The 22956-nt window shown below is 73.5% G+C and carries 21 protein-coding genes; 5 read left to right on the plus strand and 16 right to left on the minus strand.

Features of this window, described 5'->3' with window-relative positions:
- A partial coding sequence (locus tag ACZ63H_RS25970) for a GntR family transcriptional regulator (RefSeq protein ID WP_469868895.1) occupies positions 1–744 on the minus strand: 744 nt, incomplete at its 3' end.
- 28 nt (positions 745–772) lie between these two features.
- On the minus strand, positions 773–1480 hold the full coding sequence (locus ACZ63H_RS25975) for a B3/B4 domain-containing protein (RefSeq protein WP_469868897.1): 708 nt from the start codon (positions 1478–1480) through the stop codon (positions 773–775).
- 226 nt (positions 1481–1706) lie between these two features.
- On the opposite strand from ACZ63H_RS25975, the gene ACZ63H_RS25980 reads away from it, so the two are divergent.
- The 3 genes from ACZ63H_RS25980 (at position 1707) to ACZ63H_RS25990 (ending at position 4661) form a co-directional block, all read left to right on the plus strand.
- Positions 1707–2561 (plus strand): methylenetetrahydrofolate reductase, encoded by an 855-nt coding sequence (locus ACZ63H_RS25980; protein WP_469868899.1) that lies wholly within the window; start codon positions 1707–1709, stop codon positions 2559–2561.
- Positions 2562–2641: 80 nt separating this feature from the next.
- A complete protein-coding gene (locus ACZ63H_RS25985; protein ID WP_469868901.1) occupies positions 2642–4120 on the plus strand; it encodes an AlkA N-terminal domain-containing protein in 1479 nt (492 codons plus the stop codon).
- 52 nt (positions 4121–4172) lie between these two features.
- Positions 4173–4661, plus strand: coding sequence for a methylated-DNA--[protein]-cysteine S-methyltransferase (locus tag ACZ63H_RS25990; protein ID WP_469868903.1), 489 nt, complete (start codon positions 4173–4175; stop codon positions 4659–4661).
- A 26-nt stretch (positions 4662–4687) separates the two neighbouring features.
- Here ACZ63H_RS25990 and ACZ63H_RS25995 read toward each other — a convergent pair whose 3' ends face one another.
- The 3 genes from ACZ63H_RS25995 to ACZ63H_RS26005 all read right to left on the minus strand — a co-directional run bounded on the left by ACZ63H_RS25995 (position 4688) and on the right by ACZ63H_RS26005 (position 7190).
- Complete coding sequence (locus ACZ63H_RS25995; protein ID WP_469868905.1) at positions 4688–5428, minus strand: SIR2 family NAD-dependent protein deacylase; 741 nt, start codon at positions 5426–5428, stop codon at positions 4688–4690.
- Positions 5429–5595: 167 nt separating this feature from the next.
- A complete protein-coding gene (locus ACZ63H_RS26000) occupies positions 5596–6090 on the minus strand; it encodes an NUDIX domain-containing protein (RefSeq protein WP_469868907.1) in 495 nt (164 codons plus the stop codon).
- Positions 6087–7190, minus strand: coding sequence for an ADP-ribosylglycohydrolase family protein (locus tag ACZ63H_RS26005; RefSeq protein ID WP_469868909.1), 1104 nt, complete (start codon positions 7188–7190; stop codon positions 6087–6089). Before ACZ63H_RS26005 ends, ACZ63H_RS26000 begins: the two co-directional genes overlap by 4 nt.
- Positions 7191–7336: 146 nt before the next feature.
- On the opposite strand from ACZ63H_RS26005, the gene ACZ63H_RS26010 reads away from it, so the two are divergent.
- Complete coding sequence (locus ACZ63H_RS26010) at positions 7337–8488, plus strand: glycerate kinase (protein ID WP_469868911.1); 1152 nt, start codon at positions 7337–7339, stop codon at positions 8486–8488.
- A gap of 313 nt (positions 8489–8801) precedes the next feature.
- Here ACZ63H_RS26010 and pssA read toward each other — a convergent pair whose 3' ends face one another.
- The 9 genes from pssA to ACZ63H_RS26055 all read right to left on the minus strand — a co-directional run bounded on the left by pssA (position 8802) and on the right by ACZ63H_RS26055 (position 19727).
- The gene (gene pssA / locus ACZ63H_RS26015) at positions 8802–9620 is read right to left on the minus strand and encodes a CDP-diacylglycerol--serine O-phosphatidyltransferase (protein WP_030605915.1); all 819 of its coding nucleotides are present in this window, start codon (positions 9618–9620) and stop codon (positions 8802–8804) included.
- A 22-nt stretch (positions 9621–9642) separates the two neighbouring features.
- On the minus strand, positions 9643–10293 hold the full coding sequence (locus ACZ63H_RS26020) for a phosphatidylserine decarboxylase (protein ID WP_467932992.1): 651 nt from the start codon (positions 10291–10293) through the stop codon (positions 9643–9645).
- 169 nt (positions 10294–10462) lie between these two features.
- Positions 10463–11668 carry an acyl-CoA dehydrogenase family protein gene (locus ACZ63H_RS26025; protein ID WP_469868913.1) on the minus strand — a complete coding sequence of 402 codons (1206 nt, stop codon included), beginning with the start codon at positions 11666–11668 and terminating at the stop codon, positions 10463–10465.
- A gap of 3 nt (positions 11669–11671) precedes the next feature.
- Positions 11672–12196: a MaoC family dehydratase gene (locus ACZ63H_RS26030; RefSeq protein ID WP_469868915.1), complete on the minus strand. Its 525-nt coding sequence runs from the start codon at positions 12194–12196 to the stop codon at positions 11672–11674.
- Between the two features lie 5 nt (positions 12197–12201).
- Positions 12202–13164: an HpcH/HpaI aldolase/citrate lyase family protein gene (locus ACZ63H_RS26035; RefSeq protein WP_318200508.1), complete on the minus strand. Its 963-nt coding sequence runs from the start codon at positions 13162–13164 to the stop codon at positions 12202–12204.
- Positions 13161–15188: a protein meaA gene (locus tag ACZ63H_RS26040; RefSeq protein ID WP_469868918.1), complete on the minus strand. Its 2028-nt coding sequence runs from the start codon at positions 15186–15188 to the stop codon at positions 13161–13163. Before ACZ63H_RS26040 ends, ACZ63H_RS26035 begins: the two co-directional genes overlap by 4 nt.
- A gap of 9 nt (positions 15189–15197) precedes the next feature.
- The gene (ccrA, locus tag ACZ63H_RS26045; RefSeq protein WP_469869006.1) at positions 15198–16535 is read right to left on the minus strand and encodes a crotonyl-CoA carboxylase/reductase; all 1338 of its coding nucleotides are present in this window, start codon (positions 16533–16535) and stop codon (positions 15198–15200) included.
- Between the two features lie 428 nt (positions 16536–16963).
- The gene (locus ACZ63H_RS26050; RefSeq protein ID WP_469868920.1) at positions 16964–17794 is read right to left on the minus strand and encodes a TetR family transcriptional regulator; all 831 of its coding nucleotides are present in this window, start codon (positions 17792–17794) and stop codon (positions 16964–16966) included.
- A gap of 118 nt (positions 17795–17912) precedes the next feature.
- The gene (locus tag ACZ63H_RS26055) at positions 17913–19727 is read right to left on the minus strand and encodes a 3-hydroxyacyl-CoA dehydrogenase family protein (RefSeq protein WP_469868922.1); all 1815 of its coding nucleotides are present in this window, start codon (positions 19725–19727) and stop codon (positions 17913–17915) included.
- A gap of 394 nt (positions 19728–20121) precedes the next feature.
- Here ACZ63H_RS26055 and ACZ63H_RS26060 point away from each other — a divergent pair, with 394 nt between their 5' ends.
- Positions 20122–20703: an adenylosuccinate lyase gene (locus tag ACZ63H_RS26060; protein ID WP_467932984.1), complete on the plus strand. Its 582-nt coding sequence runs from the start codon at positions 20122–20124 to the stop codon at positions 20701–20703.
- 7 nt (positions 20704–20710) lie between these two features.
- On the opposite strand, the gene ACZ63H_RS26065 is transcribed toward ACZ63H_RS26060, so the two are convergent.
- Positions 20711–21235, minus strand: coding sequence for a GNAT family N-acetyltransferase (locus ACZ63H_RS26065; RefSeq protein WP_469868924.1), 525 nt, complete (start codon positions 21233–21235; stop codon positions 20711–20713).
- A 67-nt stretch (positions 21236–21302) separates the two neighbouring features.
- Complete coding sequence (locus tag ACZ63H_RS26070; protein WP_469868926.1) at positions 21303–22874, minus strand: alpha/beta hydrolase; 1572 nt, start codon at positions 22872–22874, stop codon at positions 21303–21305.
- Between the last annotated feature and the right edge of the window lie 82 nt (positions 22875–22956).

Consider the following 22956-nt stretch of genomic DNA (forward strand, 5'->3'; position numbering starts at 1 on the left):
CTCCTCCAGGCCCGGGTTGCCGGTGCCGTCCGTGCCGGTGGTTGGGCGCCCGTCGGTCTTGCCCGGTTCCCGGTCGTCGGCCGGGCGGCGGGTTCGTCCCGCGTCGATTCTGGCGGCGTGCCCGCGGGCGTCCTCCAGGCCCGGGTTGCCGGTGCCGTCCGTGCCGGTGGTTGGGCGCCCGTCGGTCTTGCCCGGTTCCCGGTCGTCGGCCGGGCGGCGGGTTCGCCCCGCGCCGGTTCCGGCGGCGTGCCCGCGGGCGTCCTCCAGGCCCGGGTCGCCGGCACCACCCGTGCCGGCGGGCCCGCGCCCGTCCGGGGCGCCCCGGCGCGAGCCGTCGCCGTGCTCGAAGGCGTCCCCCGCGCCCCGCCCGACGCCGTCACCCCCGGCCGGGGCCGGCCCCGCCGTCCGCCCGCTGCCGGAACCCGTGGGCGGTGGCGGGGTGAGCGGGGAGGCGACCACGGTGGTGCCGGCGCGGCGGCGGCCCGTTACGTGGCCGTCCTCGGCGAGGCGGCGGTAGGCCTCCGTCACCACGCCGCGGGAGACCCGCAGCTCGGCCGCGAGAACGCGGGTCGGCGGCAGCCGGCCGCCCACCGGGAGCCGGCCGTCCGCTATCGCCTCCCGCAGCCGTCCGGCCAGCCACTCCGCCTTGCCGCCGGCGGGCACGTCGGCGACGGCCAGCTGGAGGAAGTCGGATCCGCGCGCCGGCGCCTCCACCGTGTCCCGCCCCTCGTCCACGCCGCTCATGCTGTCACGCGCCCGCCCCGGCGCCCGGTCAGGACCCGAAGCCGAACTCCGGGGCGCCGGGCGTGAGGACGGCCGCCGCCGTGGCGGCCGCCCAGTGCGCGGCCACCTCCTCCTCGATGGTCTTCAGGACCTCCGCCACGGTGTCCGCGCCGCCGTCGTGCATCGCCTCCGTCACCACCAACACCCGCCCGGTCTCCGCGCCGACCGCCGAATACCCGCTCTGCCGGTGGGTCCAGCGCCGCGCGTGCGCCCGGCCCGCCGAGTCCACGAACGTCACCTCGCCGGGCACGGGTGACTCGTCGCCCCCGCCGAACCGCGTGTACGTCTCGTCCCCCCGCGCCGGCCGGACCTCCAGCACCGGCCCGGTGACGCGGTCCACGTCGAGGACGGCGACCGGCACCGCGTACGCCACCGAGACGGCGTTGCACAGGTCCACCAGCGGATGGATGCGCGGCAGCCCGCCTTCCTTGCGCAGCCGCCGCAGCAGCGACTCCGAGGCCGACCGGACCTGCGTCGGCTTCACCCCCATCCGGCTGAAGGCCCGCCGCCAGGCCAGTACCTCGGGAAACTCGCCCTCGGCCGCCCGCGCCAGCCGCGCCAGGGCCCGCGCGGTGTACACGGCGGCGCGCGGACCGGTGTCGGCCGGGGCGCCGACACCGGCGGCGTACAGCGCGCCGGCGGACAGTTCGGGATACGCGGCCCGGACCGCGTCGGCATGCCGGAAGAGCACGGTCACGCCACCACCGCTCGCGCGCCGGGATCGGACGGAACACTCAACGGGACCTCCTCGGGTGATCGGAAACCCCACCCTGCCCCGCCGTTGGCCCGGCGAACAGAGCCAAACAAGGAGCTGTGCACAGGTCCATAAACCCGTGGGGAGGAGCCCTGCCCACGGGTTCCGGCACCCCGCGTGACATCATCGGCCGCGTCCGGGACCAGCCGTACGAAAGCCGAGAAGCCCCATGAACCCCGCTCTGCTGGACGACTTCTCCCTGGAGATGACCGGCAAGGACGTGCCCCGGCTGGAGGAGGCGCGCGACGGCATCCCGCCCGGCACCCGGATCAACATCACCTTCCTGGCCGGCGAGGACACCGCCACCCGGCTGACGGCGGCCCGCGCGGTCAAGCGGCTCGGCTTCGTCCCCGTCCCGCACATCTCCGCCCGCCGGCTGCCCTCCCGGCCCGCCCTGGAGGAGTTCCTCGCCGGGCTGGCCGCCGACGGCACCGCCGGGAACGTGTTCGTCGTCGGCGGCGACCCCGCCCGCCCCGAGGGCCCCTACCCCGACGCCCTCGCCGTCCTGCGCACCGGGCTGCTGCGCCACCACGGCGTCCGGCACATCGGCATCGCCGGCTACCCGGAAGGCCACCCCGGCATCACCGACCGGGCCCTGTGGTCGGCGCTCACGGACAAGGCGGCCGCCATCGGCGCCGACCGGTTCGACGGCGAGGTCATCACCCAGTTCGGCTTCGACGCGGACCCGGTCCTCGCCTGGCTGGAGGCCCTGCGCGCCCGGGACGTGCACCTGCCCGTCCGCGTCGGCGTCCCCGGCCCGGCCGGGGTGCGCCGGCTGCTGGGCTACGCCACCCGGTTCGGCGTCGGCACCAGCGCCTCCGTCGCCCGCAAGTACGGCTTCTCGCTGACCAATCTCATGGGCACCACCGGCCCGGACCGCTTCCTGCACGCGCTGGCCGACCGCTACGATCCCGCTCGGCACGGCGTGGTGAAGGTGCACTTCTACACCTTCGGCGGACTGCGCGCCACCACCGGGTGGATCGACGGGTTCCGGCGGCAGCACACCCCCGCGCCCACACCGTGATTCGGTGAAGGGCCGGGCCAGGCCGGGTTCATGTCGGATTTCCGCCAGCGACGGGGCGGCCCGTGGTCGATGCTGGATGCATGCAGACAGGGACTCACCTCGACCGGGAGCACTGCGTGCGCGCCGTGCGGTCCAAGGACGCGCGGTTCGACGGATGGTTCTTCACGGCCGTCCTGACCACCGGGATCTACTGCCGCCCGAGCTGCCCGGTGGTGCCGCCCAAGCCGGAGAACATGACGTTCTACCCGAGCGCCGCCGCCTGCCAGCAGGCCGGGTTCCGCGCCTGCAAGCGCTGCCGCCCCGACACCAGCCCCGGCTCCCCGGAGTGGAACCGGCGCGCCGACCTGGTCGCCCGCGCCATGCGGCTGATCGCCGACGGCGTCGTGGACCGCGAGGGCGTCCCCGGACTCGCCGCCCGGCTCGGCTACAGCGCCCGGCAGGTCGAGCGGCAGCTCCTCGCCGAACTGGGCGCCGGCCCGCTCGCCCTCGCCCGCGCCCAGCGCGCCCAGACCGCCCGGCTGCTCATCGAGACCACCGCGCTGCCCATGGCCCAGATCGCGTTCGCGGCCGGCTTCTCCTCCGTGCGCGCCTTCAACGACACCGTCCGCGAGATCTTCGCCCTGTCCCCGGGCGAGCTGCGCGCCCGCGTGCCCGCGAGCGGCACCGGCACCCCCGGCGTGCTCACCCTGCGCTTGCCGTTCCGCGCCCCGCTCAACCCGTCCAACCTCTTCGGCCACCTCGCCGCCACCGCCGTACCCGGCGTGGAGGAGTGGCGGGACGGCGCCTACCGGCGCACGCTGCGGCTGACCTACGGCCACGGCATCGTCGCCCTCGCCCCGCGCCCCGACCACATCGCCTGCCGGCTCACCCTGAGCGACCTGCGGGACCTGACCGTGGCCATCAGCCGCTGCCGCCGCCTGCTCGACCTGGACGCCGACCCCGTCGCCGTGGACGAGCGGCTGCGCACCGACCCGCTGCTCGCCCCGCTGGTCGACCGGGGCCCCGGCCGCCGGGTGCCGCGCACGGTCGACGAGGCCGAGTTCGCCGTCCGGGCCGTGCTAGGCCAGCAGGTGTCCACGGCCGCCGCCCGCACCCACGCGGCCCGCCTGGTCACCGCGCACGGCAAACCCCTCGACGACCCCGAGGGCGGCCTCACCCACCTCTTCCCCACGCCCGAGGCGCTGGCCGCCGTCGACCCCGAGACCCTGGCCATGCCCCGCACCCGGCGCGCCACCCTCACCACCCTGGTCCGGCTGCTCGCCGACGGCGATGTGCGCCTGGGGGTGGACACCGACTGGGCCGAGGCCCGCGCCCGGCTGCTCGCGCTGCCCGGCTTCGGGCCGTGGACGGCGGACGTCATCGCCATGCGCGCCCTCGGCGACCCCGACGCGTTCCTCCCCACCGACCTCGGCATCCGGCGCGCCGCCGGGGAACTGGGCCTGCCGTCCACCCCGGCCGCGCTCACCGCCCGAGCGGAGGGCTGGCGGCCCTGGCGGGCGTACGCCGTCCAGTACCTGTGGGCGACCGACAGCCACCCCATCAACTTCCTGCCCGCGTAAGGATCCTGATACAAGGACACCTACGCCTGAGCACCCGTACGAGGACCCCGCCATGAAGCAGCACACCGTCATCGACAGCCCCTACGGCCCGCTCACGCTCGTCGCCGACGACGGCGTCCTGTGCGGCCTGTACATGGCCGGCCAGCGCCACCGCCCGCCGGAGGAGAGCTTCGGCACCCCCGACGACACCCCGTTCGCCCAGGCCGAGGAGCAGCTCGCGGCCTATTTCGCGGGCGAGCTGAAGGAGTTCACGGTGGAACTGCGCCTGCACGGCACCCCGTTCCAGCGCCGGGTCTGGGAACAGCTGACCCGCATCCCTTACGGCGAGACCCGCTCCTACGGCCAGCTCGCCGACGCCCTCGGCAACCCCAAGGCCTCCCGCGCGGTCGGCCTCGCCAACGGCAAGAACCCGGTGGGCATCATCGTGCCCTGCCACCGGGTGATCGGCGCGGGCGGCGGCCTCACCGGCTACGGCGGCGGCCTGGACCGCAAGCGCCGGCTGCTGGACTTCGAACGGGGCGGCGGCGCGGCCCTGTTCTGACCACCACGGCCGGCGGGCCCCGGCCGCTACGCGCCGCCGCCCTCCGCGGCCAGCCGGGCGAGCAGGGCGGGCAGCGCGGTGCCGATCGGTTCGCGGATCACCTCGTCGGCCCGGTCGTCGTACGGCGTCGGCTCGGCGTTGACGACGACGAGCCGGGCGCCGTGGTCGGCGGCGACCCCGGCCAGCCCGGCGGCGGGGTGCACCTGGAGGCTGCTGCCGACGGCCACGAACACCTGGCAGGCCTTGGCGATGGCCGCGGCCTCGCCGAGCACCACGGGGTCCAGCCGCTCGCCGAACATCACCGTCGCCGGCTTCAGGACGCCGCCGCACTCCCGGCACGGCGGGTCCGCCTCGCCCGCCTCCACCCGGGCGAGCGCGTCCTCCATCGGCCCCCGGGCGTGACACCGGGTACAGACCACGGCACGGGCGCTGCCGTGCAGTTCGAGGACCTTGCGGGCGGGCAGGCCGGCCAGCTGGTGCAACCCGTCCACGTTCTGGGTGAGGACCCGCACCGGGACGCCGGACCGCTCCAGCTCGGCGACGGCCCGGTGCGCCGCGTTCGGCCGGGCCGTGAGCCCGCCGCTCTCGCGCCGCATCACCCAGGACCGGCGCCGGATCTCCGGGTCCGCCATGTAGTACTCGTACGTCACGAGCTTCTCGGCCTCCGGATCGCGCCGCCACAGCCCGTTCGGCCCGCGGTAGTCGGGGATTCCGGAGTCGGTGGAGATACCGGCCCCGCTCAGCAGGGCGACGAGGGGCTTGGCCATGGCACCGAGGGTAGGGCGGGCCCGGCGGCCACCGCGAGCGGTTAACCCGGGGCGGCCCTTACGGAACGGTCCCGGAGGGGAGCCCTCCGGCGCGGCGTCCCCGCACGGCCGAGGCGGCGAGGCGCCGCGCGAGGCGGACACGCGGCCCCCGGACCCGGAGCGCCGCGTCAGGCCACCCGGTGGCCGTTCTCCAGCTCCGCCGTGCCGCCGCCCTCCGCCAGCACGTCCAGACCGGCCAATACCCGGCGGCCCAGCGCGCCCGGCAGATGGGCGGCCAGGTCCTCGCGGGCGACCAGGCGCCAGGACAGCAGCTCCTCCTCCTGGAGCCGGATGGCCTTCAGCTCGGACTCGGTGAGCACACCGCCGTCGTACAGGTACGCCACCAGCGGCGGCCGGGCCGTGCCGTGCACCCAGTCCACCGCGAGCAGCCGGCCCAGCGGACGGTCCAGCCCGATCTCCTCCAGCGTCTCCCGGCGGGCGCCCTCGCGCGGCGTCTCCCCGGTGTCGGACTCGATGGTCCCGCCCGGCAGGGCCCAGCCCTCGCGGTAGTTGGGTTCCACGAGCAGCACACGGCCCTCGGCGTCCCGGAAGAGCGCGGCGGCCCCGGCGAGGACGCGGGGCAGGCCCGCGATGTACGCGGCGAAGTCAGGAGTGGTGGTCATCCGGACAGGGTAACCAGCGGTCCGCCCGGCGAACCCGCCGTCGCCAGGCGCAGCGTGCGCTCGGCCAGGGCACTGATCCGTACGCCGTCGAAACCGAACACGGCGCTGCGCACCGTGTCCCGCAGCGGCTCCCGCCACTGGGCCGGAACGGCCCGCGCCCCGGTGCGCACCCCGGCCACCGAACCGGCCGTGGCCCCGTTGGAGTCGGTGTCCAGGCCGCCGCGCACGGTCAGCGCGAGGGTCCGGGTGAAGTCGTCCTCGCCGTACAGCAGCCCGGCGGTCAGGACGGCGGCGTTCGGCACGGTGTGGATCCAGCCGAGCCCGGCGGTCTCCTCGGCCACCGTGGCCAGGGTCTGGTCCCAGGGCAGCCGGGTCTCGTGCAGGCTCGCGACCCGCCGCACCGTCCGGGCCAGGCGGCTGCCCGCCGGCACGACCCCGAGCGCCGCCTCCAGCGCGTCCCGGACGGTCGGGGCGGTGAAGGAGGCCGCGATCAGGGCGGCGGCCCACATGGCGCCGTAGACACCGTTGCCGGTGTGCGAGAGCACCGCGTCCCGGCGGGCCAGGCCGGCGGCCCGGGCGGGATCACCGGGGCAGGTCCAGCCGAAGACGTCGGCGCGGATCAGCGCGCCGATCCACTCCTGGTACGGATTGTCGTACGTCGCCGTCAGCGGCGGCCTCAGGCCGTTCGCCAGGTTCCGGTACGCGGCCCGTTCCGCCGTGAACGTCTGCAGGTACGGCAGTCTCAGCAGCCACAGGTCGCCGACCTGCTCGGTGCTGAAGCCGAAGCCGTGGGTCTCCAGCAGGTGCAGGCCGAGGATCGCGTAGTCCACGTCGTCGTCCCGGCAGCTGCCGTCGATCCGGCCGCGCACGCAGCACCGCCACTCCGGGCGCAGCGCGGCGGCCTCGGCCGGGTCGGCGGGCTCGGGCAGATAGTCCGTCAGCGGCAGGGCGGCGGCCCGGCGCAGGTACCGGTCGATCCGGTCGCGGGTCCACACCTCGCCCTGCTCGACCGGCTTGCCGAGCATGTTGCCCGCGATCCGGCCGAGCCAGCCGCCGTGCAGCCGGTCGGCGAGGTCCGGTGCGGTGCGCTGGGTGCTCATGGCAGCGGAGTACCCACTCGGCCCGGCTCCTTACGCCCTTCCAGGGTTCGGGCGGGGCATGACGGCGGGGGTGTCCTGCGGTTATCGTCACAGCGGCGCGACTGGCCCCGCCGTGCGCGGGGCCCGGAGAGCAAGGGGAAGACAAGGTGGCGGACGCTTCAGGGAACGAGACCCGTCGGGTGCTCATCGCCGCGGACAAGTTCAAGGGCTCGCTGACGGCCGTGCAGGTCGCCGAGCGGGTGACGGCCGGGCTGCGCCGGGTCGTGCCGGATCTGGCGGTGGAGGCGCTGCCCGTGGCCGACGGCGGCGACGGGACCGTGGACGCGGCGGTCGCGGCCGGCTTCGAACGGCGCGAGGTCCGGGTGACCGGGCCGCTCGGCGAGGAGGTGACGGCCGCGTTCGCGCTGCGCGAGGGCACCGCGGTCGTGGAGATGGCCGAGGCGAGCGGCCTCCAGCGGCTGCCGGCCGGGGTCTTCGCGCCCCTGACGGCCTCCACGTACGGCTCCGGGGAACTGCTGCGGGCCGCGCTGGACGCGGGCGCGCGGACGATCGTCTTCGGCGTCGGCGGCAGCGCCACCACGGACGGCGGCGCGGGCATGCTGGCCGCGCTCGGCGCCCGGTTCCTCACCGGGTCGGGCGAGCCGGTGCCCCCGGGCGGCGGCGGACTGGCCGGCCTGGCCCGCGCCGACCTCTCCGGCCTGGACCCGCGGCTGTCCTCGGTCGAGCTGGTGCTGGCCAGCGACGTCGACAACCCGCTGACCGGGCCGAAGGGCGCGCCCGCCGTGTACGGCCCGCAGAAGGGGGCCTCGCCGGACGACGTGGCGGCGCTGGACGCGGCGCTGGCGCACTTCGCGAAGGTGCTGGAGGCCGAGGCGGGCCCGCGGGCCGCCGAGTACGCGGCGTCCCCGGGCGCGGGCGCGGCCGGCGGCATCGGCTACGGCGCGCTGCTCCTCGGCGCCCGGTTCCGCCCCGGCATCGAGGTCATGCTGGACGTCCTGGGCTTCGCGCCCGCCCTGGAACGGGCGTCCCTGGTGATCACCGGTGAGGGCTCGCTGGACGAGCAGACGCTGCACGGGAAGGCGCCGGCGGGGGTGGCCTCGGCGGCGCGCGCCGCGGGCAAGCCGGTGGTGGCGGTGTGCGGACGGCTCGCCCTGCCCGAGGAGGCGCTGCGGCGGGCCGGCATCTCGGAGGCGTACCCCCTCACGTCGGTCGAGCCGGACGTCGCCAAGTGCATCGCGGACGCCGGGCCGATCCTGGAGCGGGTCGCCGTCCGCCTGGCCGAGACCCACCTGGGCTGACCCCCCGGGAGGCTCCGCCCCCGGACCCCCGGCCTCGCCCGGCGACCCATCACCGGCAGACCGGGAGGCACCCGACCGGCCCACGGCCCCGGCCCACGGCGGCAGTGTCCGCCCCGGTCCGGCCGGAGCCCCGCCTCGGCCGCGGCGGGACCGTCCGCCCCGGCCGGCGAGGCGGCCGGGGCGCCGCGCGGCGGCCCCTCGGCCCGCCGAGACGGCCGAGCGGGTGGGCGGAGCGAGGGCTTGGCGGAGGGTACGGACACGAGCGAGGGGCCCCCTACCCGACCCGGGTAGGGGGCCCCTCGTCGAAGCGTCGCTACGGCAGCTGCGCGGCACGCGCCTCGCGGCGGTTGTCGCGGAAGTTGTTCACCCGCCGGGCCGTGGCGAACAGCGGAATCACCGCGCCCATCACCAGCTGGAGCGCGCATCCCGTCTGGAGCAGCAGCTGACCGCTCGGCGCGTCGAAGGCCCACGCGGCCAGCAGCCCCATCGACAGCACGATCCAGCCGAGCATCGCCCCGGCCAGCCGGCCGCGCGGCTTCGGGTACTCCACCCGGCTCACCATCAGCCACGCCGTCCCCAGGATCGCCAGCAGCGTCGCCACGAACGGCAGCTCCAGCAGCACGATCGAGACGACCGTCAGCGCGCCGAACGGCGAGGGCATGCCCTGGAACATGCCGTCCTTCAGCGTCACGCAGCTGAACCGCGCCAGTCTGAGCACCACGGCCAGCAGCACCACGATCGCGCCCACCGCCGCCACCCGCTGGTGCGCGTCGTCGGCGACCATGCCGTAGACGAGCACGAAGTACGCGGGCGCGAGGCCGAAGCTGATCAGGTCCGACAGGTTGTCCAGCTCCGCGCCCATCGGCGACGAACGCAGCTTGCGCGCCACCAGGCCGTCGAACAGGTCGAAGACCGCCGCGCAGAGCATCAGGATGACCGCCGTGGCCGCGCTGTGGCGGGCCATGCCGGACTCCTGGCTGCCGGTCAGGTGCGGGATCAGGATGCCGGTGGTGGTGAAGTACACCGCCATGAACCCGCACGTGGCGTTGCCCAGCGTGAGGGTGTCCGCTATCGACAGACGCAGAGAGAGGGGCATCTCCTCCTCTTCGTCCACCTCGTCGGCCTCGGGCACCCAGCCCGCCTGGGTCTCCGGATCAATCACGGTCAATGCGAGTCACCCCAGCCACGGTCTTCTGTCCGACCTCGACCGCGACCTCCACACCCTCGGGAAGGTAGAGGTCGACACGCGAGCCGAAGCGGATCAGACCGATACGGTCGCCCTGCTCGACCTTCGTGCCCTCCGGGAGGTAGGGCACGATGCGGCGGGCCACCGCGCCGGCGATCTGGATCATCTCGATGTCGCCGAGTTCGGTGTCGAAATGCCAGACTACGCGCTCGTTGTTCTCGCTCTCCTTGTTGAAAGCCGGAACAAAGCCGCCGGGGATGTGCTCGACGGACGTCACCGTGCCCGTGAGGGGCGCCCGGTTGACGTGGACGTTGAGCGGGCTCATGAAGATCGCGACGCGGGTGCGGCCGTCCTTCCACGGCATGATGCTCTGCACCACACCGTCCGCGGGCGAGATGACCCGGCCGGGGGCGATCTCGCGCTCGGGGTCGCGGAAGAACCACAGCATGCCCGCCGCGAGCGCGGTGGCGGGCACGGCGACGGCCCTGGCCGCGCCGGAACGGCGGGCCCGGACCAGGCTGACGGCCGCGGTGGCGACGGTCGGCAGAAGCCACGGCGATGCTCCGCGCGCGAGGCGTGCGCCTGCCAGGCGGTCACGGTGTGCAGAGGTGTGGGGCATGGATGACCTTCGTAGCGGATGATGCCGCGCTCTGACGGGGGACGGCGGCTTTCCCGGATCGTACCGGGCGCGGACCACAACTGGGCAAGCCAGGAAGCCGAGTCGGCGGCCGAAGAACGTCTACGGGGTGTGATCTTCTTCTCGAAGAAAACACCCCGTAACCGGACAATCAGCCCTGGAACCGATACTCTTCGAGCAGTCGGCGGCCGATGATCATTTTCTGGATCTCGGCGGTACCTTCACCGATGAGCAGCATCGGGGCCTCGCGGTAGAGGCGCTCGATCTCGTACTCCTTGGAGAAGCCGTAGCCGCCGTGGATCCGGAAGGCGTCCTCCACGACCTCCTTGCAGTACTCGGAGGCCAGGTACTTCGCCATGCCGGCCTCCAGGTCGTTTCGTTCCCCGGAGTCCTTTTTGCGAGCCGCGTTGACCATCATCGCATGCGCGGCCTCGACCTTGGTGGCCATCTCCGCCAGCTTGAACTGGATGGCCTGGTGCTGGGCGATCGGCTTGCCGAAAGTGTGCCGTTCCTGGGCATAGCGGACGCCCAGCTCGAAGGCGCGCTGGGCCACGCCGCAGCCGCGCGCCGCCACGTTGACCCGGCCGACCTCCACGCCGTCCATCATTTGGTAAAAACCTCGGCCCGTGACCCCGCCGAGCACCCGGTCGGCCGGTACGCGCAGGCCGTCCATGATCAACTCGGTGGTGTCGACGCCCTTGTAGCCCATCTTCTCGATCTTGCCGGGGATGGTCAGGCCCGGCCGGACCTCGCCGAAGCCCGGCTCCTTCTCGACCAGGAAGGTGGTCATCGACCGGTGCGGGGCGGTGCCCTCGGGGTGTCCTTCGTCACTGCGGACCAGTACGGCCACGAGCGAGGAGGTGCCGCCGTTCGTCAGCCACATCTTCTGGCCGTTCAGGACGTACTCGTCGCCGTCCCGGACCGCCTTGGACGTGATGGCCGACACATCGGAGCCGAGGCCCGGCTCCGACATCGAGAAGGCGCCCCGGATCGCGCCGGCCGCCATCCTCGGCAGGAAGTGTTCCTTCTGCTCCCGCGTCCCGTGCTGCTTGAGCATGTACGCGACGATGAAGTGGGTGTTGATGATGCCGGACACCGACATCCAGCCACGGGCGATCTCCTCCACGCACAGCGCGTAGGTGAGCAGCGACTCGCCGAGGCCCCCGTACTCCTCGGGGATCATCAGACCGAACAGGCCGAGTTCCCTCAGTCCGTCCACGATCGCTTGCGGGTACTCGTCGCGGTGCTCCAGCTCGGTCGCGACCGGGATGATCTCTTTGTCGACAAAATCCCGGACGGTGGAGAGGATCTCCTGCTGGACGTCGGTCAGACCGGCGGTCTGGGCGAGACGGGCCATGGCCTACTTCTCCGTCTTTTCCGTAGGTGCGTTGAGTTCCGGGCGGCCCGGCTGCTCCCCGCCGCGCTCCTTGACGTACGTCTCGGTGGGCACCATCACCTTGCGGCGGAAGACGCACACCAGCGTGCCGTCCTGCTTGTAGCCCTTGGTCTCGACGTACACGATCCCCCGGTCGTCCTTCGACTTCGAGGGCCACTTGTCCAGCACGGTCGTCTCGCCGTAGACCGTGTCGCCGTGGAAGGTCGGCGCCACGTGGCGCAGCGACTCGATCTCCAGGTTGGCGATGGCCTTGCCGGAGACGTCCGGGACGGACATGCCGAGCAGGAGGGAGTAGACGTAGTTCCCGACCACCACGTTCCTGCCGAAGTCGGTCGTCTTCTCCGCGTAGTTGGCGTCCAGGTGGAGCGGGTGGTGGTTCATGGTGAGCAGGCAGAACAGATGGTCGTCGTACTCCGTGACCGTCTTGCCCGGCCAGTGCTTGTACACCGCGCCGACCTCGAACTCCTCGTAGGTGCGTCCGAACCGCATCGTCCTCACGCCTCCGGGATCTCGAACGTGCTGGTGCGCCGCATGCCGGCGGCGCGGCCCTTGCCCGCGACGACCAGGGCCATCTTGCGGCTGGCCTCGTCGATCATCTCGTCCCCGAGCATCGCGGAACCCTTCTTGCCGCCCGCCTCGGAGGTGTAGTACTCGTACGCGTCCAGGATCAGCTCGGCGTGGTCGTAGTCCTCCTGGGAGGGCGAGAAGACCTCGTTGGCGGCGTCGACCTGGCCCGGGTGCAGCACCCACTTGCCGTCGAAGCCGAGCGCGGCGGCGCGGCCGGCCACCTCGCGGAAGCCGTCGACGTTGCGGATCTGGAGGTAGGGGCCGTCGATCGCCTGGAGGTCGTTGGCGCGGGCGGCCATCAGGATCTTCATCAGGATGTAGTGGTAGGCGTCCGCCGGGTAGCCGGGCGGCTGCTCGCCCACGACGAGCGACTTCATGTTGATCGACGCCATGAAGTCGGCCGGGCCGAAGATGATCGTCTCGATCCGCGGCGAGGCCTGCGCGATCTCGTTGACGTTGTTCAGCCCCTGCGCGTTCTCGATCTGCGCCTCGATGCCGATCCGGCCGACCTCGAAGCCCATGGTCTTCTCGATCTGCGTCAGCAGCAGGTCCAGCGCCACGACCTGCTGGGCGTTCTGCACCTTGGGCAGCATGATGCAGTCGAGGTTGGGACCCGCGCCCTCGACCACCGTGACCACGTCCCGGTACGTCCACTCGGTCGTCCAGTCGTTGACCCGGACCACCCGGGTCTTGCCCGTCCAGTCGCCCTCGTTGAGGAACTTGACGATGGTGTGCCGCGCCTCGGGCTTGGCGAGCGGCGCGCACGCGTCCTCCAGGTCCAGGAAGACCTGGTCCGCCGGGAGGCCCTGCGCCTTCTCCAGGAACCGCGGGTTGCTGCCCGGTACGGCCAGGCAGGAGCGCCGGGGGCGAAGGCGGTTGACCGTTGTCATGCGGGGACCTCCAGGGGGTCGAGCTTGTTCGCTGTGCGGATCTCGTCCACGATGCGGCCGATGATCCCGGTGATGTCGAAGTCCTTCGGGGTGAACACCGCGGCCACTCCGGCGTCCCTGAGCTGTTCGGCGTCACCGTTCGGGATGATGCCACCCGCGATCACGGGTATATCTGTGGCACCGGCCACACGCAGCCGCCGCAGCACGTCCGGGACCAGCCGCGCGTGCGAGCCGGACAGGATCGACAGGCCGACCGCGTGGACGTCCTCGGCGAGGGCCGCGTCCACGATCTGCTCCGGGGTGAGCCGGATGCCCTGGTAGACCACCTCGAAGCCGGCGTCCCGGGCGCGCACGGCGATCTGCTCGGCGCCGTTGGAGTGCCCGTCCAGGCCGGGCTTGCCGACCAGGAAGCGGAGCTTGCCGACGCCCAGCTCGCGGGCGGTGGCCGCCACCTTGGCGCGCACCTCGGCGAGCGCCGAGCCGGCCTCGGCGGCGACCGCGACCGGTGCGGAGGAGACCCCGGTGGGCGCCCGGTACTCGCCGAACACCTCGCGCAGGGCGGCGGCCCACTCGCCGGTCGTCACGCCGGCGCGGGCGCACTCCAGCGTGGCCTCCATCAGGTTCTCGGTGCCCTTGGCGGCCTCCTTCAGCCGCTCCAGCGCCTTGCACGGCCGGGGATGGTTGAACGGCGGCTGGTAGCGGGTGTCCCGCCAGTTCCGCAGGGCCTCGACGACCCGGGCCTCGACCGCCGGGTCCACGGTCTGGATCGCGGTGTCCAGGTCGGCCGTGAGCGGGTTCGGCTCGGTGCCCTCGAAGACGTTGACGCCGACGATCTTCTCCTCGCCGGACTCGATCCGGGCCCGGCGCTCGGCGTGCGAGGCGACCAGCCGCGACTTCAGGTAGCCGGACTCCACGGCGGCCAGCGCGCCGCCCATCTCCTGGATCCGGTCCATCTCCGCGAGGGCGTCGGCGACCAGCTCCTCCACCTTGGCCTCGATCACCTTCGAGCCCTCGAAGATGTCGTCGTACTCCAGCAGGTCGCTCTCGTAGGCAAGCACCTGCTGGATGCGCAGGCTCCACTGCTGGTCCCAGGGCCGGGGCAGGCCCAGCGCCTCGTTCCAGGCGGGCAGCTGCACGGCACGCGCGCGGGCGTCCTTCGACAGCGTCACCGCGAGCATCTCCAGCACGATCCGCTGGACGTTGTTCTCCGGCTGCGCCTCGGTCAGGCCGAGCGAGTTGACCTGGACGCCGTAGCGGAAGCGGCGCTTCTTGGGGTCCTCGATGCCGTACCGCTCGCGCGTGACCTTGTCCCAGATGCGGCCGAACGCCCGCATCTTGCACATCTCCTCGACGAAGCGGACGCCCGCGTTCACGAAGAAGGAGAGCCGCGCGACCACGTCGCCCATGCGCTCCGGCGGCACCTGGCCCGAGTCGCGCACGGCGTCCAGGACGGCGATCGCGGTGGACATCGCGTAGGCGATCTCCTGCACCGGCGTGGCTCCCGCCTCCTGGAGGTGGTAGCTGCAGATGTTGATCGGGTTCCACTTCGGGATGTGGGAGACCGTGTACGCGATCATGTCCGTCGTCAGCCGGAGCGAGGGCCCCGGGGGGAACACGTGGGTCCCCCGGGACAGGTACTCCTTGACGATGTCGTTCTGGGTCGTGCCCTGGAGCCTGGTGACGTCCGCGCCCTGCTCCTCGGCGACGACCTGGTAGAGCGCCAGCAGCCACATGGCGGTGGCGTTGATCGTCATCGAGGTGTTCATCTGCTCCAGGGGGATGTCCCGGAACAGCCGGCGCATGTCGCCCAGGTGCGCGACGGGCACGCCCACCCGGCCGACCTCGCCGCGGGCGAGGACGTGGTCGGGGTCGTAGCCGGTCTGGGTCGGCAGGTCGAACGCCACCGACAGGCCGGTCTGGCCCTTGGCGAGATTGCGCCGGTACAGCTCGTTGGACGCCTCGGCCGTGGAGTGGCCGGCGTACGTCCGCATGAGCCACGGACGGTCCTTCTGACGCTCTGTCATCTGCGGCTCTCAGACGTTCCGGAAGCGGTTGATGGCGTCGATGTGCCGGGCGCGCATCTCCTCGTCACGGACGCCGAGGCCCTCCTCGGGCGCCAGGCACAGCACGCCGACCTTGCCCTGGTGCAGGTTGCGGTGGACGTCGTGGGCGGCCTGGCCGGTGTCCTGGAGGGAGTACACCTTCGACAGGGTCGGGTGGATCTTGCCCTTGGCGATGAGGCGGTTGGCCTCCCATGCCTCGCGGTAGTTGGCGAAGTGCGAGCCGATGATCCGCTTCAGCGACATCCACAGGTAGCGGTTGTCGTACTCGTGCAGGTAACCCGAGGTCGAGGCGCAGGTGGTGATGGTGCCGCCCTTGCGGGTGACGTAGACGCTCGCGCCGAAGGTCTCGCGGCCGGGGTGCTCGAAGACGATGTCGATGTCCTCGCCCCCGGTGAGTTCGCGGATGCGCTTGCCGAAGCGCTTCCACTCCTTGGGGTCCTGGGTCCGCTCGTCCTTCCAGAACCGGTAGCCCTCGGCGTTGCGGTCGATGATCGCCTCGGCGCCCATGGACCGGCAGATCTCCGCCTTCTGCGGCGAGGACACCACGCAGATGGGATTGGCGCCGCCGGCCAGCGCGAACTGGGTGGCGTACGACCCGAGTCCGCCGCTCGCGCCCCAGATCAGGACGTTGTCGCCCTGCTTCATCGCCGCGCCGTTGCGGGACACCAGCTGCCGGTAGGCGGTGGAGTTCACCAGGCCCGGGGCCGCCGCCTCCTCCCACGACAGGTGCGCCGGCTTGGGCATCAGCTGGTTGGACTTCACCAGCGCGATCTCGGCGAGGCCGCCGAAGTTGGTCTCGAAGCCCCAGATCCGCTGCTCGGGGTCGAGCATCGTGTCGTTGTGGCCGTCGGAGGACTCCAGCTCGACGGACAGGCAGTGGGCGACGACCTCGTCGCCGGGCTTCCAGGCGTTGACGCCCGGGCCGGTGCGCAGGACGACGCCCGCGAGGTCGGAACCGATGATGTGGTACGGCAGGTCGTGCCGCTTGGCCAGCTCGTTGGTGCGGCCGTAGCGCTCCAGGAAGCCGAACGTCGACAGCGGCTCGAAGATCGAGGTCCACACCGAGTTGTAGTTCACCGAGGAGGCCATGACGGCCACCAGGGCCTCGCCGGGGCCCAGTTCGGGCACCGGGACCTCGTCCAGGTGGATCGACTTGCGCGGGTCCTTGTCGCGGGTCTCCAGGCCCGCGAACATCTCCGTCTCGTCCTTGTGGACGGTGATCGCGCGGTACGACTCGGGGAGCGGCAGGGCGGCGAAGTCGGCGGGCGTGGCGTCCTTCGACTGGATCGCGTCCAGGATGTCCTTCACGGTCACGGTGTTGCCTCCGGCGGTGGGCGCCCTGAGGGAGGGGCGCCTGAGGGATCGTCGGTGCTGCTGAGGGTGGTGAGGGGTGCCGTCGGTCCGGCGGGGTGGTGCTTCGGCAGCGCTTTGTGGCGCGAGAGGGTGCCTGTGACGCAGGCGTCCGGGCGCGCGGGCCGTGGGCCCCCGGGGACAGCCGGCGAGCTTGCGATCGCTGCTCTCCGGCCGCCCGGACAGCATCAACGTATGACACGGTGTGTCAGGTGACAAGGCACTGAGTGCCAGAAATTGCTCTCAGATGAAATCTTTACGTAACAGATGAGCGATGATCGATCAACGATCAGCAAAGGAAACGGGCAGTGGGCGGCACTCAGTGCCACTCACTGCCCGTCTGTCGCGGCCCGGCCGGTTGCGGCCGTTCCCTCACGCCTGCCTTTTCACGACCGTTCCTTCAGCGCCTGCTCGATGGTGCGCATCACCTCGTCGAGCGGGGCGTCGGTGCGGGCCACCGTCACCAGGACCTCGCCCTGGGCGGCGGCGGTGGCCGCCGGGGTGCGCGGGCCGCTCTCCCGGCCGGCCCCGATGCCGGTGCCGAAGGTCTTGCGGACGATCGCGAAGGCGTGGTCGAGCTGGGCCTCCACGTCCCCCTGGCCGCCCGCCCGCAGCCACCGCCTGAGGACGTGGTTGTGGGCGGTGACCACGGCCGAGGCGGCGACCTCGGCCAGCAGCGGGTCGTCGTTGGCGTCGTCGGCGTGCGCGTGCTCGTCGAAGTGGCCGAGCAGATAGCGGGTGAACAGCCGTTCGTAGCGGGCCACGGAGGCGATCTCGGCCTCGCGCAGGGTGGGCACCTCGCGCGTGAGCTTGTAGCGGGCCACCGAGATCTCCGGCGCGGCCGCGTACATCTTCATGACCTCTTTGATGCCGCGGCACACCGTGTCGAGCGGGTGCTCGTGCGCCGGGGCCGCGTTGAGCACCGCCTCGGCGCGGACCAGCGTGTCGTCGTGGTCCGGGAAGATCGCCTCCTCCTTGGAGCGGAAGTGGCGGAAGAAGGTGCGCCGGGCGACCCCGGCGGCGGCGGCGATCTCGTCGACGGTGGTGGCCTCGTACCCCTTGGTCGCGAACAGCTCCATCGCCGCGGCCGCCAGCTCCCGGCGCATTTTCAGCCGCTGGGCGGCGGCGCGACTGCCTGCGGCACTTTCCGGCGCGTCGGGCGTGGCGGGTGTACGTGAGGACTTGGCGGGCTGGGACATGACCCGAACGTACTGCATGCGCACAGGTTGATGCGCAGGTCCGGGGTGCCCCCCGCCCGCCCGGGGCGGGGGAGCGGCGGCCGGGTCGAGCAGCCCGCCCCAGTCCGGCTCCGTCCGGAACCGGTCGCCGGCGCCGTCAGCGGCGGGCATACTCGCGGAAGCCGCGGCCGGTCTTGCGGCCGAGGCAGCCCGCGGCCACCAGATGCTCCAGCAACGGCGCCGGGGCGAGGCCGGGGTCGCGGAACTCGCGGTGCAGCACCTTCTCGATGGCCAGCGAGACGTCCAGGCCCACCACGTCCAGCAGTTCGAACGGGCCCATCGGGTAGCCGCCGCCCAGCTTCATCGCCGCGTCGATGTCGTCCAGCGACGCGTAGTGCTCCTGCACCATCTTGATCGCGTTGTTGAGATAGGGGAAGAGCAGCGCGTTGACGATGAACCCCGCCCGGTCGCCGCAGTCCACCGCGTGCTTGCCGATCCGGCCGCAGACCTCGCGCACGGTGGCGTGCGCGTCGTCGGCCGTCAGCACCGTGCGGACCACCTCGACCAGCTTCATCGCCGGCGCCGGGTTGAAGAAGTGCATCCCGATCACGTCCTCGGGGCGCGAGGTGGCGCGGGCGCAGGCGACCACGGGCAGCGAGGAGGTGGTGGTGGCGAGGACCGCGCCCGGCTTGCACACCTTGTCCAGCGCCCCGAACAGCTGCCGCTTGACGTCCAGGTCCTCCGCGACCGCCTCCACCGCCAGGTCCACCTCGGCGAAGGCGTCGTAGGAACCCGCCGGGACGATCCGCTCCAGGGTTTCGGCGGCGGCCTCGGCGGTCAGCCGGCCCTTGGCGACGGAGCGGGCCAGGGACTTCCCGATGCGGGCCTTGGCCGCCCGCGCCTTCTCCTCGCCGCGGGCGGCGAGGACCACGTCGTAGCCGGCCTTGGCGAAGACCTCGGCGATGCCGGAGGCCATGGTGCCGGAGCCGGCCACGCCGACGGAGCGCACCGCACGGCCCGCGGCGCGCGTGTCCCCGGCCGACGGGGTCAGCGCGTCCGGCACGACCGTGGCGCTGCCCGGCGCCGCGTAGGTGTAGAAGCCGCGCCCCGCCTTGCGGCCGGTCAGTCCGGCCTCGCCGAGCTGCTTGAGGATCGGGGCGGGCGCGTGCAGCCGGTCCCGGGACTCGGCGTACATGGCGTCCAGGACCGTCCGCGCGGTGTCCACACCGATCAGGTCCAGCAGGGCGAGCGGGCCCATCGGCAGACCGCAGCCGAGCCGCATGGCCGCGTCGATGTCCTCGCGGGAGGCGTACTTCGCCTCGTACATCGCCGCCGCCTGGTTCAGATAGCCGAACAGCAGCCCGTCCGCGACGAAGCCGGGCCGGTCGCCGACCGCGACCGGCTCCTTGCCCAGCTCGACCGCGAGGTCGGTGACGGCGGCGACGGCCTGCGGCGCGGTGAGCACCGAGGAGACGACCTCCACCAGCTTCATCGCCGGCGCCGGGTTGAAGAAGTGCAGGCCGAGCACGCGCTCGGGGCGGGCCGAGCCGGCCGCGAGCCGGGTCACCGACAGCGCGTTGGTGCCGGTCGCCAGGATCGTGTCCGGGCGGACGATGCCGTCCAGCTCGCACAGGATCCGCTGCTTGATCTCGTACGACTCCGGCACCACCTCGATGACGAGGTCCGCGTCGGCCGCCGCGGTGAGGTCGGTGGCGGTGCGCACCCGGGCCAGCGCCTCGGCGCGCTCCGCCCCGGTGAGCCGGCCGCGCTCCACGGCGCGGGCGGTGGCGGCCTCGAGGGTGGCGAGCGCCCGGGCGGTGCGGTCCTCGGCGACGTCGATGCCGATCACCTCGCGGCCGGCCCTCGCCAGGACCTCGGCGATACCGGTGCCCATGGTGCCGAGACCGACGACGGCGACCTTCTTCAGCGGGGAGGACGGGGACAGAGGGGTGTCGGACAGGGGAGCGGCCATCGCGGGACTCCAGGAATGAGGGTGACGACGAGGAACGCGCCGGGTGCGCCCGCGAGGGCGCACCACGGAGCGGAGGGATGCGGGTGTTGCCGGGCTGCGAGCGCACACGCCCGGTGGGCGCCGCCGGGCCCACGGGCGCGCACACGCCCGGACACGGCGGGGGATCCGACCGGCTCTGTCCCGAAGCCGGGTCGTACCTGCGGTACGTACGGCGTACCGAACCGACAGCTGCTCGCTCGCGACGGCCGCGTCACCAGACCGTCGCCAGCGGAGTGCGAGGGGTACTCGCTCGAATGAGCTTAACCGGCGGGTAACGAGCGCGCCAGCCCTTCGCGGCAATCCTTCCGTGTGAGGTACCTCCCTTGTCCGCCGCGACCCGCCTACGCTGGACCTCGTGGACGAAGAGGTGCGCTCGCTCACGGAACGCTTACGGCAGGAGTCGGGCGGCCCGGCCGCGTTCGACCGCCTGCTCGCCACCGAGGACCGCGACGAACTCGCCGAGGTGCTCACCGCGCCGGGACAGCCGCTGTGGGCCAGGGAGCTGGCCGCGTTCCGCCTCGGCCGCGCGGGCGACCGGCGCGCCTTCGAGGCCCTGGTGCTGCTGCTCAACCACCGCGACCCGCCGCGCTGCGCGTCCGCCGCGCACGCCCTCGCCCGCCTCGGCGACCCCCGCACCGCCCGGGCCGCCGCCGCCCTCGCCACCAACGAACTGCGCGTCGCCTACGCCCTGCACCCGGTGCGGCTCCTCGTCGCCCTGCGCGCCCCGGAGTCCGTACCCGCGCTGATCACCACCCTGGAGCGGCGGCTCGGCCCGCACGACCCCTACCGACGGGTCGCCCTCGCCTGTGTGGAGGGCCTGGGCGCGCTCGGCGACGACCGCGCCCGGCGGGTGCTCAACGAGGCGCTGGCCCACCCCGCGCTCGCCGAGGCCGCGGTGCGCGCGCTGGCCAGGCTGCCGCAGCAGCAGCCCACCTGAGGATCCGTCAGCCACCCGGGGTGCGCACGTAGCGCACCTCGGGCACGGGCACGCCGCCGGCGTCGAAGGGCTCCTCCGTGCCGTCCGCCCGGAACCCGGCGCGTTCGTAGAAGCGGCGCGCGGGCGCGTTGCCCTTCAGCACCCACAGCAGCAGCCGCGCGTCCGCCGGGCACCGCTCGGCCGCCGCGGCCAGCAGCGCCCGCCCGATCCCGCCGCCGAGGTGCGCCGGATCGACGTAGATCGCGTACAGCTCGGCGTCCCCGGTGTACGTCTCCCCGTCCCGGTACGGTCCGGCCGCCGCCCAGCCGAGCACCCGGCCGTCCCGCTCGGCGACCAGGTTCACCACCGTGCCGTCGCCGCGCGCGAACCGCTCCCGCCGCCGCGCGGCGTCCGCGGCGACGCCGAGCCGGTCCAGGTACGGCTGCGGCACCAGCCCCCGGTAGGCGTGCTGCCAGCCCCGGACGCGGATCTCCGAGACGCGGTCGCAGTCGGCGAGGGTCATCGGGCGGATGCGCAGGGGGTGTTCGTCCATGACGGAACCCTAGGAGCGGACGCGGGGCGGCGGGAGGGGGTTTTACGGGGCGGCCGCCACGCGGGTTTCACGGGACGGCCGCCCCGTGCCGCCCGCGAGGTCCCAGCAGGCCGTGCAGGACCGAACCCCGCGAGGGGGCCGCCGACCTGGCCGGCGGCGGCTCCGGCTCCGGCGTCCTCGCGCAGAGCGCGTCCGCCGGGCCGGCGCCGCGCGGCACCGTGCCGTCGGTCAGATACGCGGCCAGGTACCCGTCCAGGCACGCGTTGCCGCTCAGCGTGACGCCGTGGTTGCCGCCGCCCTGCTCGACCACCAGGCTGGAGCGGGCCAGCAGCCGGTGCACCGCGACGCCGCCGGCGTACGGGGTGGCCGCGTCGCCGGTCGCCTGGAAGAGCAGCGCCGGCGGCAGCGCGTCCCCCGCGATGTCCACCGGCCGCAGCGGGGCCGTCGGCCAGAACGCGCACGGCGCGTTGTACCAGGTGTTGTTCCAGGCCATCAGGGGCGCCTTCGCGTGCACCGCCCAGGTGTCCGCCCGCCACCGGTTCCAGTCGCGCGGCCAGGGCGCGTCCCGGCACTGCACCGCCGTGTAGACGCTGTAGCCGTTGTCGCCGTCGGCGTCCACGGCGGCCAGCTTGTCGTACGCCGCCCGCAGCGGCCCGGTGTCCCCCCGGTGGACGTAGGCCGCGAACGCCTCGGCGAGGCGCGGCCAGTAGCCGTCGTAGTACCCGCCGGGCGTGAACGTGTCCTCCAGCTCCGCGGCGCCGACGCGGCCCCCGGCGGGCTCGGCGGCCAGCGCCGCCCGCATCGCGTACCAGCGGTCCTCGACCAGGGCGGGGTCCCGGCCGAGCCCGTAGACCGCGTCGTGCCGGGCGATCCAGGCCATCAGGGCACGGTGGCGGTCGTCGAAGGCGTGGTCCTGGGCGAGGTTGTCCGCGTACCAGACACCGGAGGGGTCGACGATCGAGTCCAGCACCAGCCGGTGCACCCGCCCGGGGTACAGCTTCGCGTACACCGCGCCGAGATAGGTGCCGTAGGAGTAGCCGAAGTAGCTGATGCGGGGCGCGCCGAGGGCCCGGCGGACGGTGTCCAGGTCCCGGGCCGCGCTGACGGTGTCCAGGTACGGCAGGACGTCGGCGTACTTGCGGCCGCAGGCCCCCGCGAAGGAACGCGCGCGGTCCAGGTTCGCCCGCTCCAGCGCGGGGGTGGCCGGGACGGAGTCCGGGCGGGGGGCCGCGAAGTGGCCGGGCGCGCAGGTCAGGGCGGGCGTGCTGCGCCCGACCCCGCGCGGGTCGAAGCCGATGACGTCGTAGCGGGCCGCCACGCTCCCCGGCAGCGCGGAGGCGACGAACCCGGCCAGTTCCAGCCCGCTGCCGCCGGGACCGCCGGGGTTGACCAGCAGCGGCCCCTCGAAGGCCCGCGCGGTGTGCGGGACGCGGGACAGGGCGAGCGTGATCTGCCGGCCCGCCGGGTCGGCGTGGTCCAGCGGCACCCGCACCGAGGCGCACTGGAGCGTGGGGTGGTCAGGGGTCGCGCACCGGGTCCAGACGGGCGCGGGGGCGCCGGCCGCCCGGGCGGGCACGGCGGTGAGCGAGCCCGCCAGCACGGCGGCGACCGCGCCCAGCGCGGCTGCGCGTGTTCTCATACGGGTCCTTTCGGGACGCGGGGCGGTGAACCGCGGGGCACGGTCACGCCCGGATCGTCCCGGCGCCGGCGCCCCGGAGAAC

Source organism: Streptomyces sp. NPDC104831, from assembly GCF_055583025.1.